The following is a 13,720-nucleotide window of genomic DNA, read 5'->3' on the forward strand; positions in this document are numbered from 1 at the left end:
GGCTACTGGCTGCGGCGGAATCGTCGTATCCGCCGTAACGCCGCGCCGGCCCCCGCCGCCGCGAGAAGAAGGTACAGTCCGCCGATCAGGATCGGGTCGATCCACATGTGGTTGCGGTCCACCCGGTTGGTTCCGAACCGCGACGTCAGGTGGCCGCTCAGCATGAAGGAAGTTGAGGCTCAACGGAATTCACCCGGTCTGTGGCGATCAGCAGGAGCCTGTTCGACCACGCCGATGAATTCGTGCCCGAAGGTCATGCCGACCCGCGTGTCGGGCATCATGCGTGATAGAGGTGCAGGTCGGACCCGCAGATCGCGGCGAGCGTGACGCGCACGATCGCGTCGTTGGGGTGCTCGATCGGCGGCACGTACTTCTCTACAACGCGCACCTTGTCAGGACCGCGGTAGATCATCGCGCGCATGCGCGCCTCCTGACGTTTGTGATTGCCCCGCGGTCAACTTCAAAGCCGGTCAGAAACCCGGCCCTCGATTCGCAACGACCCTGCCGCGGTTGATACCCGCGGGCGTCGGCGCCGAAACGACGCGATGCCGTTCGGTCGTTTATGGCCAGCGTTGCCGGGTAGCCGCTGACGACAGGTGACTACTAATCGTTGAGGAGGAATCGTGGCGACGGGAGAAACCGGTTTCGACGACGTCAGCTTCGATCTGATTTCCGTTCAATACCATTCGCTGAAGGCAGGCCACGACTACGGCCAGTATGTGCGGGACGCAAAGAACGCGGGGCTGGACGACGTGGCGTCCTTCTTCGAAGAAGTCATGGCGCAAGACTCCGAGCGGGCCAAGCGCTGTCACGAATTTTTGGCGAAGCTGCACTCTGGCTAGGCGCGAGCTAGGCGCGCCGGCCTTCAGCGCGCGCCGCGCACCAGCCGACCGGGCCGCGCGCCGGTGTCGACTCCGTCGCGCCGCGTCACCACACCGCTGACAATCGTGGCGGTGTAACCGGAAGCACTCTGCACGAGCCGGTGGCCGCCGGCAGGCAGGTCGTAGGCCATCCGCGGCGCGTGAAGGGTCAGCGCGTTCATGTCGATCACATTGAGGTCGGCCTTCTTTCCGGTCGCGATCACTCCGCGGTCGGTGAGACCGAACAACTGCGCTGTGTCACGAGATTGCTTGCGGATCACGTACTCCAGCGGCAGCTTGTCGCCACGCCGACGGTCGCGCGCCCAATGCGTGAGCAGAAACGTCGGATACGAGGCGTCACAGATCATGCTGCAGTGAGCGCCGCCGTCGGACAGTCCGCAGACACCAGCGGGATGGGTCAGCATCTCGCGGATCGCGTCGTGGTTGCCCTCCGCATAGTTGTAGAGCGGCAGCAGCAGCATCGCGCCGGCATTGTTCTCCAACATCAAGTCGTACATCGTCGCCAACGGATCCTCGCCGCGCTCCCGAGCGATCGCGGCGACGGTACGGTCTGGTGTCGGCTCGTAATCGGGTGGCTCGCCGATCGCGTACAGCCTGTCCACCGAGTGCTGCGCGAACGCGAACATGCCGTCGAACAACATGTTTGGATCGGCCGGCAGATCGTCTTCCGCGAGAATGGCCGCGCGCACGGCCGGCTCGGCGAGCCGGGCGGCGAGTTCCTCACGGCTGCATTGGGCCTTCAGCCGACGATACGTCGGGCGGTGGGTGAAGGCGTGGTGACCGGGAAAGCCCAGCAGCATCCCGAAGGGGCGCGCCGCGATCTGGGGGTGCAAGCGGCTGCCTTTCTCGTGTGCCGCGGCCGAGATGTCGAGCTGCTCGCGCCACAGATTGGGGTCGGCGTCCACTTGGATCAGCGCGAAGCTCAACGCGCAGTCGATCTCAGCGCCGAGCCGCTGCATCCATTCGAGTTCCTTCTTCGGCGCGATGATGTCCTCACCGGCCGCGCCCTGCGGCGCGAGTTCGAACACCGATCCGCCGCCTGCCGCCATCGCGCGGCCGAGAGCAAACAGCTCGTCCTCGGCCGCGAACGTGCCGGGCACCGGTTCGCCGTCCATCGCGCGGTGAGCGAGCGTGCGCGACGACGAGAACCCCAGCGCTCCGGCTTCAACCGCCTCTTGCACCAGCCGGCTCATCGTCGCGATGTCCTCCGGAGTGGCCGGCTCGTTGCGGGCGCCACGCTCCCCCATCGCGTAGGCGCGAACCGTGCCGTGTGCAATCTGGCTTCCGATGTCGATGGCGAGCTTGCGGCTGCCGATCACGTCGAGGTACTCCGCGTAGCTTTCCCAGCCCCACGTAATCCCTTCGGACAGAGCGGATCCCGGGATGTCCTCGACGCCTTCCATGAGTTCGATGAGCCATTCCTCGCTGCCGGGGCGAACCGGCGCGAAGCCGACACCGCAGTTACCGGCGACAACGGTGGTGACCCCGTGCGAGCTGGACGGCTCGAGGAGGTCGTCCCAGCTGACCTGGCCGTCGTAATGGGTGTGGATGTCGACGAAGCCCGGCGCGACGATCTTTCCGGTCGCGTCGATGGTCTGCGCGGCTTCGCCTTCTAGCGGCGGGTCGGCCGGTCCGCGGCGGCGAACCTCGACGATCTTGCCGTCCTTGACGGCCACGTCGGCGCTGAACCGCGCCGCACCCGTGCCATCCACCACGGTGCCACCGGTGATCTTGAGGTCGAACACGATTGCTCCCTACAAATGCCGTGCCAGCCGCTACAGTGGCTCACTGTAACACCGTTACAGAGCGCCGATTCAGCGATTTCGGTGCGCAAAACGGCGCGCAGCGCACGTTTGCGCACCGAAATCGCCACAGGAAGGGGTGAACAGTGACGGGCCGCCGAGAGGACGCGATCGGCACACCGCCGAAACGCCCCACGCTGGTGCCCGCGGAACGCTACTTCTCGCCGGCATTCGCACAGCTCGAAGCAGAGCACATGTGGCCGAAGGTCTGGCAGGTTGCCTGCACCCTCGACCACGTCGCCGAACCGGGCGATTACTTCGAATACCGTTGCGGCACATATTCGGTACTGATCATCCGCGACGACGACGGCATGCTGCGTGCGTTCCAGAACGTGTGCCGGCACCGAGGCAACACCCTGTGCACCGGCGCGGGCGCGCAGTTGCGTGAACTGCGTTGCGGATACCACGGCTGGACGTGGGATCTCTCCGGCGCACTTCGGCGCGTTCCCCGCCGCAAGGGCTTCGGCGCCCTGCGGATGTCCGACTTCCCGCTCGTCGCTGTCAACGTCGATACGTGGGAGCGGCTCGTTTTCGTCAACCTGGACCCGGACGCGGTGCCGTTGCTGGACTACCTCGAGGCAATGCCCGAAGACATCGCCTGGTGCGGGCTCGGCGACTTCCGCTGCTACGCCACGATGACCATCGAGGTCGACGCGAACTGGAAGACCATTGCCGACGGCTACAGCGAGACGTATCACGTCCAGACACTGCACCCCGAGTTACACCGGTGCATGGACGACGTCTATGCGCCCCAAGTGATTTGGGGACACACCGGCAAATCCGAACAGCTCTACGGCGTTCCGAGCCCGGCACTCAATGAGCCACTGTGCGACAGCGACGTCTGGGACGCGTACGTGCGCACCCAAGGTGCGCTGATGGGCGTGGCCGAAGATACTCCGTTTCCGGCCGATGCTCAGCGCGCCGGCGAGTCGGTGGCCGACGTGATTGCCGAACGCACAAGGGCTTTCGCGGCTGACAGAGGTGTCGACTTGGCGTGGGCCACCACAGACCAATTGATGCGGCTGCACCAGTACAACGTCTTTCCCAACATGACGCTTCTAACCAACGCCGACCACCTGACCGTGATGACCTCCCATCCGGGACCCGATCCCGATCGCGGCGAGCTGGTGATGTTGTTGTGGACGCGGATGGCGCCCGGCGCGCCGAGAACCAAACCGGCCGACGTCCACATGACGGCGCGGGAGGCACATCCTGGCCTGGTGATGACCCAGGACATCGCAGTGCTGGCCGGTTTGCAGCGCGGCCTGCATCAGCCGGGCTTCACGCACCTGGTGCTGTCCAACGAGGAACGCCGCGTGATCAACATGCATCGCAACCTCGAGCGCTATCTCGACCTGCCCGAGGCACAACGCATCACAGGGGGTGAGACACCTGGCGGTTCCGCAGCGCAGGCCTCGTCATAGCGCCAGAACCTCACGCCCGCAGGAGGTCATCAGCGCAGAGATGATCCTCGATGCCGCGGCGGCACTGATCGAGCGGGAAGGGGTCGAGGCGTTCACGATGCGCGCGCTCGCCGAACAACTCGGCGTTGCGGTCACCTCCATCTACTGGCATGTCGGAGGCCGCGACACATTGTTCGACAGGCTGGTCGACCGGCTGCTGAGCGACATGGCGGACCTCGCCGTCGATGGCGATACACCGGTGGAAAGGATTGCGTCCCTTGCCCGCTCGCAGCGGACGGCTTTGATCAAACGGCAGCATCTGCTCGCAATCGCACACGAGCGTGATCGCACGCCGCTGCTGTTTCTGCCGATCCAGAAGACGCTGGCGGCCCAGTTGGCCGAACTCGGCGTCCACGGCGCCGATGCCGCTCTGGTGTTGCGAGCGGTTCAGGTGCACGTGATTTCGTCGGCGCTGATGCAGTTCTCGACGATCCGCCGTCCCGCCCACGAGGAAGAGGATCCGTCGCTGTGGCCCTCCGATTGGCCCGACCAGTCGCTGGTCGAGGCACTCAGGTCGCCGACCGACTATGACGCCGTTTTCGAATATGGACTCCAAGCCTTGCTGGCGCCGCTGCGGTCGCGCGCCGACGGCAAGCGTTTTCCGCGCCGACGATCCGGGTAGGCGACGCGGAGACCATTGAACGGAGGACACATGACCACCGCGGAACAGCCCAGCCAGGGCGATCAACCTCCCCAAGCCACGTCCGTCGACCAAACCCAGGAAAGCTCCCAACAGCCGCCACCGGCGTCCCCCGCCTACTCCACTCCCCCGCCAGAGGGCATCGGGGATGCCGAAGAAGGCTGAGCCACAAGACGCGTCAGGGCTGCGACATCGACGCGAGCCGCTTGAACAACGGCGCCGCATCGACCAGTAACGAGGCTTCCTCGTCGGTCATCTCGGCCAGCTGTGCGCGGATACCGGCGACCCACGCGTCTTCGATCATCCGCTTGTGCCGCACCGCTTTTGCGGTGAGCCGCAATCGGGCCGCACGGCGGTCGTGCTCGTCGGCGGTGCGGTCGATCAAGCCGCGCTCGACGAGCCGTCGCACCGTGGTGCTCACGTTGCTCTGCGCCAAGCCGAGCATGCGTGCAACGTCCGAAACGGTGATGTCTGGATGGTCCGCCACCGTACGGATGACCTCGAACTCCGAATGAGGCAACGGCTCGAGCCCGACCTGTCGTTCGCCGAAACGGCGCAGCGACCAGACGACCGTCCGCACCGCCGTCGCCACTTCGCGAGCAGCCTGAACGGGAACCGCTTTTCGAACACTCGGCACATCGCCTACAATACATATAACTTTATATGTAAATTTACGTTGTCAGGATCCCTATGAGCTCCGTTGCCGTCGACACAACAGACAAGGAAGACAAGCGATCGTCCGCCGTGCCGCTGAGTTGGCTTGGCGTGCTTGCTTTACTGACTGCCGTCGCACCGTTGTCCATCGACATGTATCTGCCGGCCTTTCCTGTGATGGCCAAGCAGTTCGGAACCACTGCGTCGGCGATCCAGTTGACCCTGACCACCTTTATGGTCGGTCTGGCGCTCGGGCAGCTTTTCATCGGCCCGCTGTCGGACCGCTTCGGCCGACGCCCGCTCATGCTGGCCGGCACCGCAGTCTGCGTGCTCACGAGCGCGGCGTGTGCGCTTGCGCCCAATATCGCATTCCTGACCGCCTTCCGCTTCTTGCAGGGCTTCAGCGGTGCGGCCGGCGTGGTGCTCAGCCGGGCGGTCGTGGCGGATCGGGCGCGCGGTGCCGCAGCAGCGCGGGTGTTCAGCCTGATGATGATCATCAACGGGGCCGCACCGGTGGTCGCACCGCTGATCGGTGGATCGCTGATGAACCTGATCGGCTGGCGCGGTGTGTTTTGGATCCTCACCGGCCTGGCCGTCCTGATGTTCGCCGGCGTGAGCGTGGTGCTCACCGAGACGCATCCGCCGGAGCGTCGGAGCACCGGCGGCCCGCTCGCTATGTTGCGCGACGCCCGCTCCGTGCTGAGCAACCGCCGATACGTCGGCTACACAATGACATTCGCGTTCGGTTTCACGGTGATGTTCGCCTACATCTCAGCGTCGCCGTTCGTGTTACAGAACGTGCTCGGCCTGCCCGTGGTCGGCTACTCATTCGCCTTCGCCTCCAACGCGGTGGGCCTGGTGGTCATGAATGCGGTCAACGCGCGGATCGTCAGCCGGTTCGGCCAGCGCCGGTTGCTGCACATCGGTGTCGGATTACTCGCGCTGTTCTCGGCCCTGCTGCTGATCGACGCGGTCGTCGGGCCGGTGCTGTGGGCCACGCTCGCTTTGCTGTGGTGCACGGTAGCGAGCTTGGGACTGGTGGTGGCCAACGCGACGTCGCTCGCGCTCGACGAGGTACGCCACGCAGCGGGTTCCGGCTCAGCTGTGTTGGGCGCCTTGCAATTCGGCTCCGCGGCGGTGGTGGCGCCTCTGGTCGGAATCGGCGGCGCCCACACCGCGATTCCGATGGCGGTCGCCATGGTCATCAGTGCGGCCGTCGCGGCCACGGCGCTGCTGTTTCTGACTCGGCACCCCAAGCGGATCCCCGCCTGATCAACTCCCCGCGGACCGCCGTGCCCGGGCGCGCCGTTTGCCTTCGTGCATGGCGGCCACCCGGGCCACCGGAATGGTGCGTCCCTGCTCGATGAGATCGGGTGGCAGGCGCTGCGGGGCGGGCATCGCCTCAGCCCACGGGTCGTGACCGGAAAGGGCGTTCACGGCGGTATGAAGCGTGAAGTCGGTAGGCCTGATCTGGCTCAGCTGCGACCAGGCGACCGGGAACGACACCGGGATGCCGGGCCGCAGGCGTGGACTGTAGGCGGCGACGACCGTCGCACCACCGGCACGGGTGGAGTCGATGAACACTTTGCCTGCACGGTCCTCAACGATGAAAGCCGTTGTCGCACTCGATGGATCGAGCGCTTCGGCGCGGGCGGCGAGGGCGCGCGTGGCCGCCGCGACGTCGTCGACGGCAGCGCTGTCGTCCACCGGCACGAAGATGTGAATCCCCTCGGCACCACTGGTCTTCACCGCGCCGGCGAGGCCGCAGTCAGTGAGCGCCTGCTGCACCAGGTGGGCGGCCGCGACTGCGGCGGCGAAGTCTGCGCCAGCCGGTGGATCGATGTCGAGCACTAGATGCGTCGGGCGGTAGATGTTGTCGGCCAGCCCGAGTGTCGGGTGGTATTCGACCGCGCGCTGGTTGGCCAGCCACAACAGTGTTCGCTTGTCGTCGCAGACCGGGTAGCGGACCTCCCGATGAGAGGCCTCGGCCCACATCGACACTGTGCGCAGCCACTCGGGGGTGTACCTGGGCACGTTCTTCTGCATGAACGGCGGGCGACCGCGCAGCACCCTCAGCACGGTCAGCGGCCGGTCGGCCAGCACAGGCAACATCCGGTCGGCTACCGCATCCAGATAGTCGACGAGGTCGCGTTTGGTCGCCCCCGCATCGGGACTCAGCGGTTGATCCAGGTTCGTCAGGTCGATGCCCGCGCGTTGTTCCCCCGCAGCCATCGGTCCACCTTATGAGCAAGTCGCAGACGATCCGCTACTTCCAGGCGAACACGGGCTGCTCGAGCTGGTCGACGCGGTCGTGCCGGCCTTCCAGACACAACCACCGAAGTTGCAGCAACACCGCACCCGTCGGCGCGTGAATGAGGTCGTTTCCCAACGGAATCTGCACGACCGGGCGCGGGCTCTCCGGAATCGTGATGAACCGTGGCGAATCGGCGCGCTGAAGTTGGTGCAGTCCGACACGGTAGACCGCAACCACCTCGTCGGGCGCCGGGTGGAGGTCGAGGCGCCCGCCGCCCCAGATCACCACGGGTGTGATGACGTAACCGGATCGTGTCGGGTAATCGTCGAGCAGTCCGAGCACAGCCGAGGGCGGCAACGTCACCCCTACCTCTTCGTCCAGTTCTCGCAACGCCGCGTCGACCACCGTTTCGCCCGGATCGAGGCGACCACCGGGCAGCGCCCACTGGGCGGCATGAGACGAGAGCCGAGATGTCCTGCGGCACAACAGGAAAGCAGCGCCACCTGACACGTCGACCATGCGGCCGTCCAAGCTCGGTTCCATCGGCCGCCCGGCGATCCAGTCGTCCACCGGCGCGGGATCCACCCGGTCCTCGCCCACGTCGGATTCGACGAGCACCACCGCCACCGCCGCCCGCCGCTTGGTGGGGTCTGTCACGGTTCGGCGCTCATGACGCGCCAGATGCGATGCAATGCGGTCCCGCAGTTCGCTGTCGTAGGCGATCGTCACCGCTGCGCTCACGGAAGTTTGATCACCGACACGTACATCTGTACGGCGGGACGATAGAGGTCGATGTCGTCGAGCTCGCTGCCCAAGACGACGGAGTCGCTGGTGGCGATCAGCACCTGAGCGAACGTCGACGCCGGAATCAGCAGCGTTCCGCCCAGCCGCTCGATGCCCTCGACGATGTACTTGGTCAGCGCCTCGACGACCTCTGACCGCTTGGCCGCCACCCTTTCCCGCGCCTCGGGATTGCGCAGCAGATAGAGAGTGAACTCGTGTCCTAACGCCGCGTGTTCGGCTCCCCGGTCATGGCTCAGCTGACGCCACCTGGCGGCGATGTCGTCGAGCTCACGCGCCCCGAGCTGCTTCGCCGCCGCTATGACCTCGGCGAAATTGTCGAAGTAGCGTCGCCAATACCGGTCGCTCACCGCCAGGAAGAGGTCTTCCTTGGTGGCGAAGTGCTTGTAGATGGCGCCCTTGGTGTACCCGGCAGCGTAGGCGATGTCGTCGAGAGTCGCTGGTGCGAAACCTTTCTCGGCAAACACGTCTTCGGCGGAGTCGAGCAGCAGCGAACGAGTGTGCTCCAGACGGCGCTCTTTGGTCCAACGCTCGACCATGCGGTGATTGTGCCAGTGCCGCAGCGCCGGCCGGTCGCCGGTTAGCCTGTCGTCGTGAGCAGCCAACAAGTACCTGGTGGCGTGGTGCACAAGCTGCCCGCCGACCTGCGCGACGCTTTGACGGCCAACGCCACAGCCCTCGCCGCCTGGAAGGACATCACTCCCCTGGCCCGCAACGAGTTCATCTGCTGGGTCGAAGACGCCAAGCAGGAGAAGACCCGACAGCGGCGCATCCGCCGGACTCAAGAAGAGTTGGAGGAAGGCAAACGCCGGCCGTGCTGCTGGCCGGGTTGCAAGCACCGCGAGCGCAACGGCAAATAACCGCGGCTCAGCTCTCGGAGACCGGTCGCCGTTCCACGCGCCGACCCAGGATCACCTTCGCGGTGATGACACCGAGTTTCGCCATGCCGATGTAGGTCGACGGATTGAGCAGCGTCGGCCACACCGTGCGGGTGCGGTGCTCACTCAGCGGTCGTCCGGTGAACCGGTCGCGCAGCCAGCGCAGCGCCATCGGCGTCGACATCGGGTGCAGCAGCAGATGTCCACAGAACCGGTCGCGGTGGTACACGACCGCTGCCCCGTCCCGCACATAGGTGTCGACCAGGCGGTCGACGTCGTCGACGCTGATGATGCGGTCGTGCACGGCCTGCACTACGAGCACGGGCGGCTTCGGCACCGACTTCCCCAGCCGGGTTTCTTCGAAGATATGGCGAACCTCGGGCAGATCCCAGAGCTCGTCGGCGGTCATGTCGACATACGAACCGATGTCGGTGTGGCGCAGCCGCCACACGGCACCACCCGTGGTCATCGTGCGCAGTTCGTCGAGCAATTGTTTGCCCTCAGCGGTGGCGTGCTCGTCGACCACTCGCCGAGCGCCCGGGAAGACGTCGGTGAGCGCCGAGATCATCAGCGCCGCGAGCCCGGCGAAGAAGGACTGGTTGAGCCGGCGTGCCACGCTGCCGGGGTCAGCCACCGGCGATCCCAACACCGCGCCGACGACGTTGAGTTCGGGGGCGTAGTCGGCGAGGAGTTCAGCGGCCCACGCGGACGCCAGACCGCCACCGGAATAGCCCCACAGACCGATCGGCGACGTCGACGACAGGCCGAGACGCTCGCAGTCCAGCGCAGCGCGCAGGCCGTCGAGGATCCGGTATCCCGGTTCGCGCGGCGCCCCCCACATGCCGTGGCACCCCTCATGGTCGGGCACCGACACCGCCCACCCTTCGGCCAGAGCGGCAGCGATCAGCAGAAATTCCGACTGGACGAATGCGCCGACGGGCCGCGCACGGTGGCGCAGCGCGTACGACGGGAAGCAGCGCGACGCCACGGCGTCGATCGCACACTGATACGACAGCACCGGGCATCCCGCGTCCGGGTCGCGCTGCTCAGGGACCAGCACGGTGGTGACCGCCACTTCCGGTTCGCCGTGCAGGTTGGTGCTGCGGTAGAGCAGCTGCGTGGCGGTGAACCCCTGCGGGATCACACCGAGGAACCCGAGCTCGACATCGCGCGAGCGCAGCAGCGTCCCCGGTTCGACGTGCTGGTAGCCGCTCGGCGGCTGATAGAAGGGGTCCTGCTCCGGGGGCAGCGGCGTCTGTCCGAGGCGAAGATCCTCGTGAGGTGGGCGTGGCGGCGTCTCTGTCGCGCTGATGTTGCCGTTCATTGTGAACGTCTCCCTCCGGGCGCACATGCGTGACTGCCCTCAGGCGCAGACTACCCACGACTGAGGTTGCCGATACCAGCGGTACCGTCATCAGCCGGCGGTTCGCCGGACTCCACCGCTCACCTTTCCGGCGACGACATGGAGCAACGCACCTGCCGCAAGCAGCACGGCGGCGAACCCCCACACCTTGGCGCTCTGCTGGGTGAGCAGAAGCACACACGATGCGATACCCAGAATCGGCACCACCGTCCACACGCGGAAGTGGTCGTGCTCGACGGTGTCGCGCCGCAGCACCAGCACCGCGAGGTTCGTCGAGATGAAGACGAAGAGCAGAAACAGCACCACCGTTTCGGCGAGGGTCGCCAGGTTGCCGACCAAGCTCAACAGCATGGCCGCCACGGTCGTCGTCACGATCGCGGCCCAGGGTGTGCGCCGCTTCGGCAGCACCTTGCCGAGGATGCTGGGCACCAGGCCTTGCTCGGCCATGCCGTAGGTCAGCCGGCTGGACATGATCATCGTCAACAGCGCTCCGTTGGCGACCGCGATCAATGCGATGAAGCTGAAGAGCCAGCTCGGGATCGCCACTCCAGATTTTTCGACCACAGCCAGCAACGGGCCCGACGATCCGGCGAGCTCACCGGGCGGCAACGCTATGACGCTTGCGAGCCCCACGAGTACGTAGACCACCCCAGCGGTGACGAGCGCCGCGAACAAGGCGCGGGGATACACCCGGCTGGGATCGCGGATTTCTTCGACGACGTTGGCTGACGTCTCGAAGCCGACGAACGAGTAGTAGGCCACGATCGCGGCCCCGAGAATCGCCAACGCCGGGTTGACCCCGTGCGGCAACTGCACCACCCGATTGACGTCGCCGTCGCCTGCACCGAGCATGACGGCCCCGACCGCGACCACCAGAAGCAGACCGCTGAATTCGACGACGGTCATCAGGGCGTTCGACTTGACGGACTCGCTGATCCCTCTGGCGTTCACGCAGCCAACCACGGCCAGGAAAACGACTGCTGCCGGTATTGCCGGCACGTGGATGAATGTGGCCAGATACTCGCCGGAGAAGGCCAGCGAAAGTCCGGCTGCACTCGTCACCCCAGCCGCCAGCATGCAGAAGCCGACCAGAAACGAGACGATGGGCACCTTGAACGCGCGCTCAGCGAAGACGGCCGCGCCACCTGCCCGCGGATATTTCGTCACGAGTTCGGCATACGAGCCGGCGGTGAGCAGAGCGAGCAGGAGTGCCAAGACGAGTGGCGCCCACACGACGCCGTTGACCTTTGCCGCCAGCACACCGATCAACGCGTAGATGCCGGCGCCCAGGACATCGCCGAGGATGAACAGGAACAGAAGCGGCCCGGTGATCTTGCGCGCCAGCTTCGACGCCGAGAACGCCTCGGGGCCCTGTTCGTGTGTTCCCGCTTCCAATGCCATCGCGCCTCCATGCTGTGAATCGGTCTGCCCGTGAGGGTCTGGCCCGACATACCCCTTCAGGCGCGATTCGACGCCCAGACCGTCCGCGCGTGACCAGTCAGCTGCTCCGCAGCCCGGCGATGAACCGTTGCACGCTTCTGGTCAGCGAGCGCGGTACGTGGTCGGGGTCCATCAGCTCGTTTTCGGCCAGCGGGCTCCCTTCCCCGGCCACGGTGCGCTTGGTGAACGCCCGCAACGTGCGACCCTCTCCGCGAAGCGCCTCGATCGCCTTGAGCAACGACCCGAATTGCCGTGTAGCGCAGGCCAATTCGTCGACGGTCGTCGCGAGGTGTTCGGATATCAGCTCGTCACGCACCCAGGTGATCTGGCGGCGCACCGCGGCATGCTCGGCTGCTTGCGGGTGGGCCTCGATCGCCACATCGCATTCACTGTCGAAGCCCATGGACCGGTTGTTGAAGTTGGAGGACCCGATGCGCAGCAGCCGACCGTCGACCACCATCACCTTGGAATGCACGTAGATCGGCGCGCCGCCGTCTGTCACCGGCCAGTAGATGCCCAGGCGGCGATGATCGTCGGCGTCCCACAGCACCTGAATGAGTCGGTGGCGCGCGCCGTCCATCGTTTCCCGCTCGAGGGGGTTGTTGCCTCTTCGGGGCAGGACGATGACGATCTCCGGGCCGTCGTCTTCTTTCAGACGAGCGGCCAACGCATCCACGATCCGGCGGGCCGCCAGGTACTGGTTCTCCAGATAGATGGTGTGACGGGCTGCCGCGATGGCCTCGAGGTTGAGTGTCTCTACCTCCCGCACCTCTGGACGGCCGTCAAGTTCCGGCAGCGTGCGCGCGATCCCGACGTCGACGCCGCGCAGAATCGGTGCGAGCTTCGTGGGCCAGGCGACGTGTTTGGGTTCCACTGGCGCCAAGGTTTGCTCCGTCGCGGCGTGCCAGCGTTCCCGGGCCAGCTCACCGAGCGTCCGCGCCGCGGCACCGTCCACCGCCGCGCCGACCTCATGTCGCGGTCCATAGGTACGTCCGACCGTCCGGCGGCCGCGACTTACGTGCTCGTGCGCGCGGGTGTCCCATCGTTCGACCGTGAGGTCGATGCCGCCGCAGAAAGCCACCGCATCGTCGATGACAGCGATCTTCTGGTGATGGACGGCACCGGTGGGCCGGGCCCCATCGATAGCGAAATGTATTCGCCTGCTGGTGATTTGGTTCACCAGCGACACCGGGGTGAGGCCGAACCAGATGCCGTCGAAGGCGGGAAGCAGCCGCAGGTTGGATTTCAGGAGATAGACCTCGAGGGTCGGTCGCTTCCACAACATCCAATAGAGGAACGCGCCGAGCTGGTTGGGGCCGGGCAATGTCTTGGCGCCGCGCTCGAAAGCCGTTCGGGCGTCGAAGTCCCAGCCGATCAGCATGATACGGTGCCGCGCCCGCAGCATCGCCGACTTGACGTGCCGGAAGTACTCGGCGGCGTCCACGATGCACGCGAACTGCTCCGCACGCTCGACGCGCCAGCATGTCTCGCCCGGAGTCAGCAGCCTCCGGTCGCCGTTGCGCGCGGGCATGGCGCTGTGTCTA

The 13,720-nt window shown here is 66.0% G+C and carries 15 protein-coding genes and 1 pseudogene; 6 read left to right on the forward strand and 10 right to left on the reverse strand.

Annotated elements, in window-relative coordinates; translation table 11 throughout:
* Positions 1-2: 2 nt before the first annotated feature.
* Both AC5Y4N_RS11650 and AC5Y4N_RS11655 read right to left on the reverse strand, forming a co-directional pair.
* Positions 3-164: a hypothetical protein gene (locus AC5Y4N_RS11650; protein WP_499907889.1), complete on the reverse strand. Its 162-nt coding sequence runs from the start codon at positions 162-164 to the stop codon at positions 3-5.
* Positions 165-218: 54 nt separating this feature from the next.
* Positions 219-421, reverse strand: a pseudogene (locus tag AC5Y4N_RS11655) (alcohol dehydrogenase catalytic domain-containing protein); the annotation flags it as partial.
* A 202-nt stretch (positions 422-623) separates the two neighbouring features.
* Here AC5Y4N_RS11655 and AC5Y4N_RS11660 point away from each other — a divergent pair.
* Entirely contained in the window at positions 624-842 is a 219-nt protein-coding gene (locus tag AC5Y4N_RS11660; RefSeq protein WP_499907888.1) for an acyl carrier protein, read from the forward strand.
* Positions 843-865: 23 nt separating this feature from the next.
* On the opposite strand, the gene AC5Y4N_RS11665 is transcribed toward AC5Y4N_RS11660, so the two are convergent.
* Positions 866-2,626, reverse strand: a complete 1,761-nt coding sequence (locus AC5Y4N_RS11665) for an N-acyl-D-amino-acid deacylase family protein (RefSeq protein WP_499907887.1) — start codon at positions 2,624-2,626, stop codon at positions 866-868.
* A gap of 143 nt (positions 2,627-2,769) precedes the next feature.
* Between AC5Y4N_RS11665 and AC5Y4N_RS11670 the strand changes: the two genes are divergently transcribed.
* Genes AC5Y4N_RS11670 through AC5Y4N_RS11680 form a run of 3 tightly spaced genes read left to right on the forward strand, consistent with a single transcriptional unit; the run spans position 2,770 to position 4,951 of the window.
* The gene (locus AC5Y4N_RS11670) at positions 2,770-4,107 is read left to right on the forward strand and encodes an aromatic ring-hydroxylating oxygenase subunit alpha (protein WP_499907886.1); all 1,338 of its coding nucleotides are present in this window, start codon (positions 2,770-2,772) and stop codon (positions 4,105-4,107) included.
* Positions 4,108-4,147: 40 nt separating this feature from the next.
* Positions 4,148-4,768: a TetR/AcrR family transcriptional regulator gene (locus AC5Y4N_RS11675; RefSeq protein WP_499907885.1), complete on the forward strand. Its 621-nt coding sequence runs from the start codon at positions 4,148-4,150 to the stop codon at positions 4,766-4,768.
* Between the two features lie 30 nt (positions 4,769-4,798).
* A complete protein-coding gene (locus AC5Y4N_RS11680; protein WP_499907884.1) occupies positions 4,799-4,951 on the forward strand; it encodes a hypothetical protein in 153 nt (50 codons plus the stop codon).
* A 13-nt stretch (positions 4,952-4,964) separates the two neighbouring features.
* Here AC5Y4N_RS11680 and AC5Y4N_RS11685 read toward each other — a convergent pair whose 3' ends face one another.
* A complete protein-coding gene (locus AC5Y4N_RS11685; RefSeq protein ID WP_499907883.1) occupies positions 4,965-5,423 on the reverse strand; it encodes a MarR family winged helix-turn-helix transcriptional regulator in 459 nt (152 codons plus the stop codon).
* 53 nt (positions 5,424-5,476) lie between these two features.
* Here AC5Y4N_RS11685 and AC5Y4N_RS11690 point away from each other — a divergent pair, with 53 nt between their 5' ends.
* Complete coding sequence (locus AC5Y4N_RS11690; RefSeq protein ID WP_499907882.1) at positions 5,477-6,712, forward strand: multidrug effflux MFS transporter; 1,236 nt, start codon at positions 5,477-5,479, stop codon at positions 6,710-6,712.
* Here the strand turns inward: AC5Y4N_RS11690 and AC5Y4N_RS11695 are convergent, their stop codons facing one another.
* Genes AC5Y4N_RS11695 through AC5Y4N_RS11705 form a run of 3 tightly spaced genes read right to left on the reverse strand, consistent with a single transcriptional unit; the run spans position 6,713 to position 9,034 of the window.
* Entirely contained in the window at positions 6,713-7,672 is a 960-nt protein-coding gene (locus AC5Y4N_RS11695) for a DNA polymerase domain-containing protein (RefSeq protein WP_499907881.1), read from the reverse strand.
* A 34-nt stretch (positions 7,673-7,706) separates the two neighbouring features.
* Positions 7,707-8,423 (reverse strand): NUDIX hydrolase, encoded by a 717-nt coding sequence (locus AC5Y4N_RS11700; RefSeq protein ID WP_499908071.1) that lies wholly within the window; start codon positions 8,421-8,423, stop codon positions 7,707-7,709.
* A gap of 8 nt (positions 8,424-8,431) precedes the next feature.
* On the reverse strand, positions 8,432-9,034 hold the full coding sequence (locus AC5Y4N_RS11705; RefSeq protein ID WP_499907880.1) for a TetR/AcrR family transcriptional regulator: 603 nt from the start codon (positions 9,032-9,034) through the stop codon (positions 8,432-8,434).
* 54 nt (positions 9,035-9,088) lie between these two features.
* Between AC5Y4N_RS11705 and AC5Y4N_RS11710 the strand changes: the two genes are divergently transcribed.
* A complete protein-coding gene (locus AC5Y4N_RS11710) occupies positions 9,089-9,355 on the forward strand; it encodes a YdeI/OmpD-associated family protein (protein WP_499907879.1) in 267 nt (88 codons plus the stop codon).
* A gap of 7 nt (positions 9,356-9,362) precedes the next feature.
* On the opposite strand, the gene AC5Y4N_RS11715 is transcribed toward AC5Y4N_RS11710, so the two are convergent.
* The 3 genes from AC5Y4N_RS11715 to AC5Y4N_RS11725 form a co-directional block, all read right to left on the reverse strand.
* A complete protein-coding gene (locus AC5Y4N_RS11715) occupies positions 9,363-10,697 on the reverse strand; it encodes a lipase family protein (protein ID WP_499907878.1) in 1,335 nt (444 codons plus the stop codon).
* 90 nt (positions 10,698-10,787) lie between these two features.
* On the reverse strand, positions 10,788-12,137 hold the full coding sequence (locus tag AC5Y4N_RS11720) for an APC family permease (RefSeq protein ID WP_499907877.1): 1,350 nt from the start codon (positions 12,135-12,137) through the stop codon (positions 10,788-10,790).
* A 97-nt stretch (positions 12,138-12,234) separates the two neighbouring features.
* Positions 12,235-13,707 carry a phospholipase D-like domain-containing protein gene (locus AC5Y4N_RS11725; protein ID WP_499907876.1) on the reverse strand — a complete coding sequence of 491 codons (1,473 nt, stop codon included), beginning with the start codon at positions 13,705-13,707 and terminating at the stop codon, positions 12,235-12,237.
* Positions 13,708-13,720: the final 13 nt, after the last annotated feature.

The organism is Mycobacterium sp. NGS19 (genome assembly GCF_059813155.1).

Bases quoted from the DNA above. Each gene is read 5' to 3' on its own strand.
- AC5Y4N_RS11725 (WP_499907876.1), bottom strand. From the start codon at position 13,707: ATGCCCGCGCGCAACGGCGACCGGAGGCTGCTGACTCCGGGCGAGACA.
- AC5Y4N_RS11650 (WP_499907889.1), bottom strand. From the start codon at position 164: ATGCTGAGCGGCCACCTGACGTCGCGGTTCGGAACCAACCGGGTGGAC.
- AC5Y4N_RS11715 (WP_499907878.1), bottom strand. From the start codon at position 10,697: ATGAACGGCAACATCAGCGCGACAGAGACGCCGCCACGCCCACCTCAC.
- AC5Y4N_RS11675 (WP_499907885.1), top strand. From the start codon at position 4,148: ATGATCCTCGATGCCGCGGCGGCACTGATCGAGCGGGAAGGGGTCGAG.
- AC5Y4N_RS11680 (WP_499907884.1), top strand. From the start codon at position 4,799: ATGACCACCGCGGAACAGCCCAGCCAGGGCGATCAACCTCCCCAAGCC.
- AC5Y4N_RS11720 (WP_499907877.1), bottom strand. From the start codon at position 12,137: ATGGCATTGGAAGCGGGAACACACGAACAGGGCCCCGAGGCGTTCTCG.
- AC5Y4N_RS11695 (WP_499907881.1), bottom strand. From the start codon at position 7,672: ATGGCTGCGGGGGAACAACGCGCGGGCATCGACCTGACGAACCTGGAT.
- AC5Y4N_RS11705 (WP_499907880.1), bottom strand. From the start codon at position 9,034: ATGGTCGAGCGTTGGACCAAAGAGCGCCGTCTGGAGCACACTCGTTCG.
- AC5Y4N_RS11690 (WP_499907882.1), top strand. From the start codon at position 5,477: ATGAGCTCCGTTGCCGTCGACACAACAGACAAGGAAGACAAGCGATCG.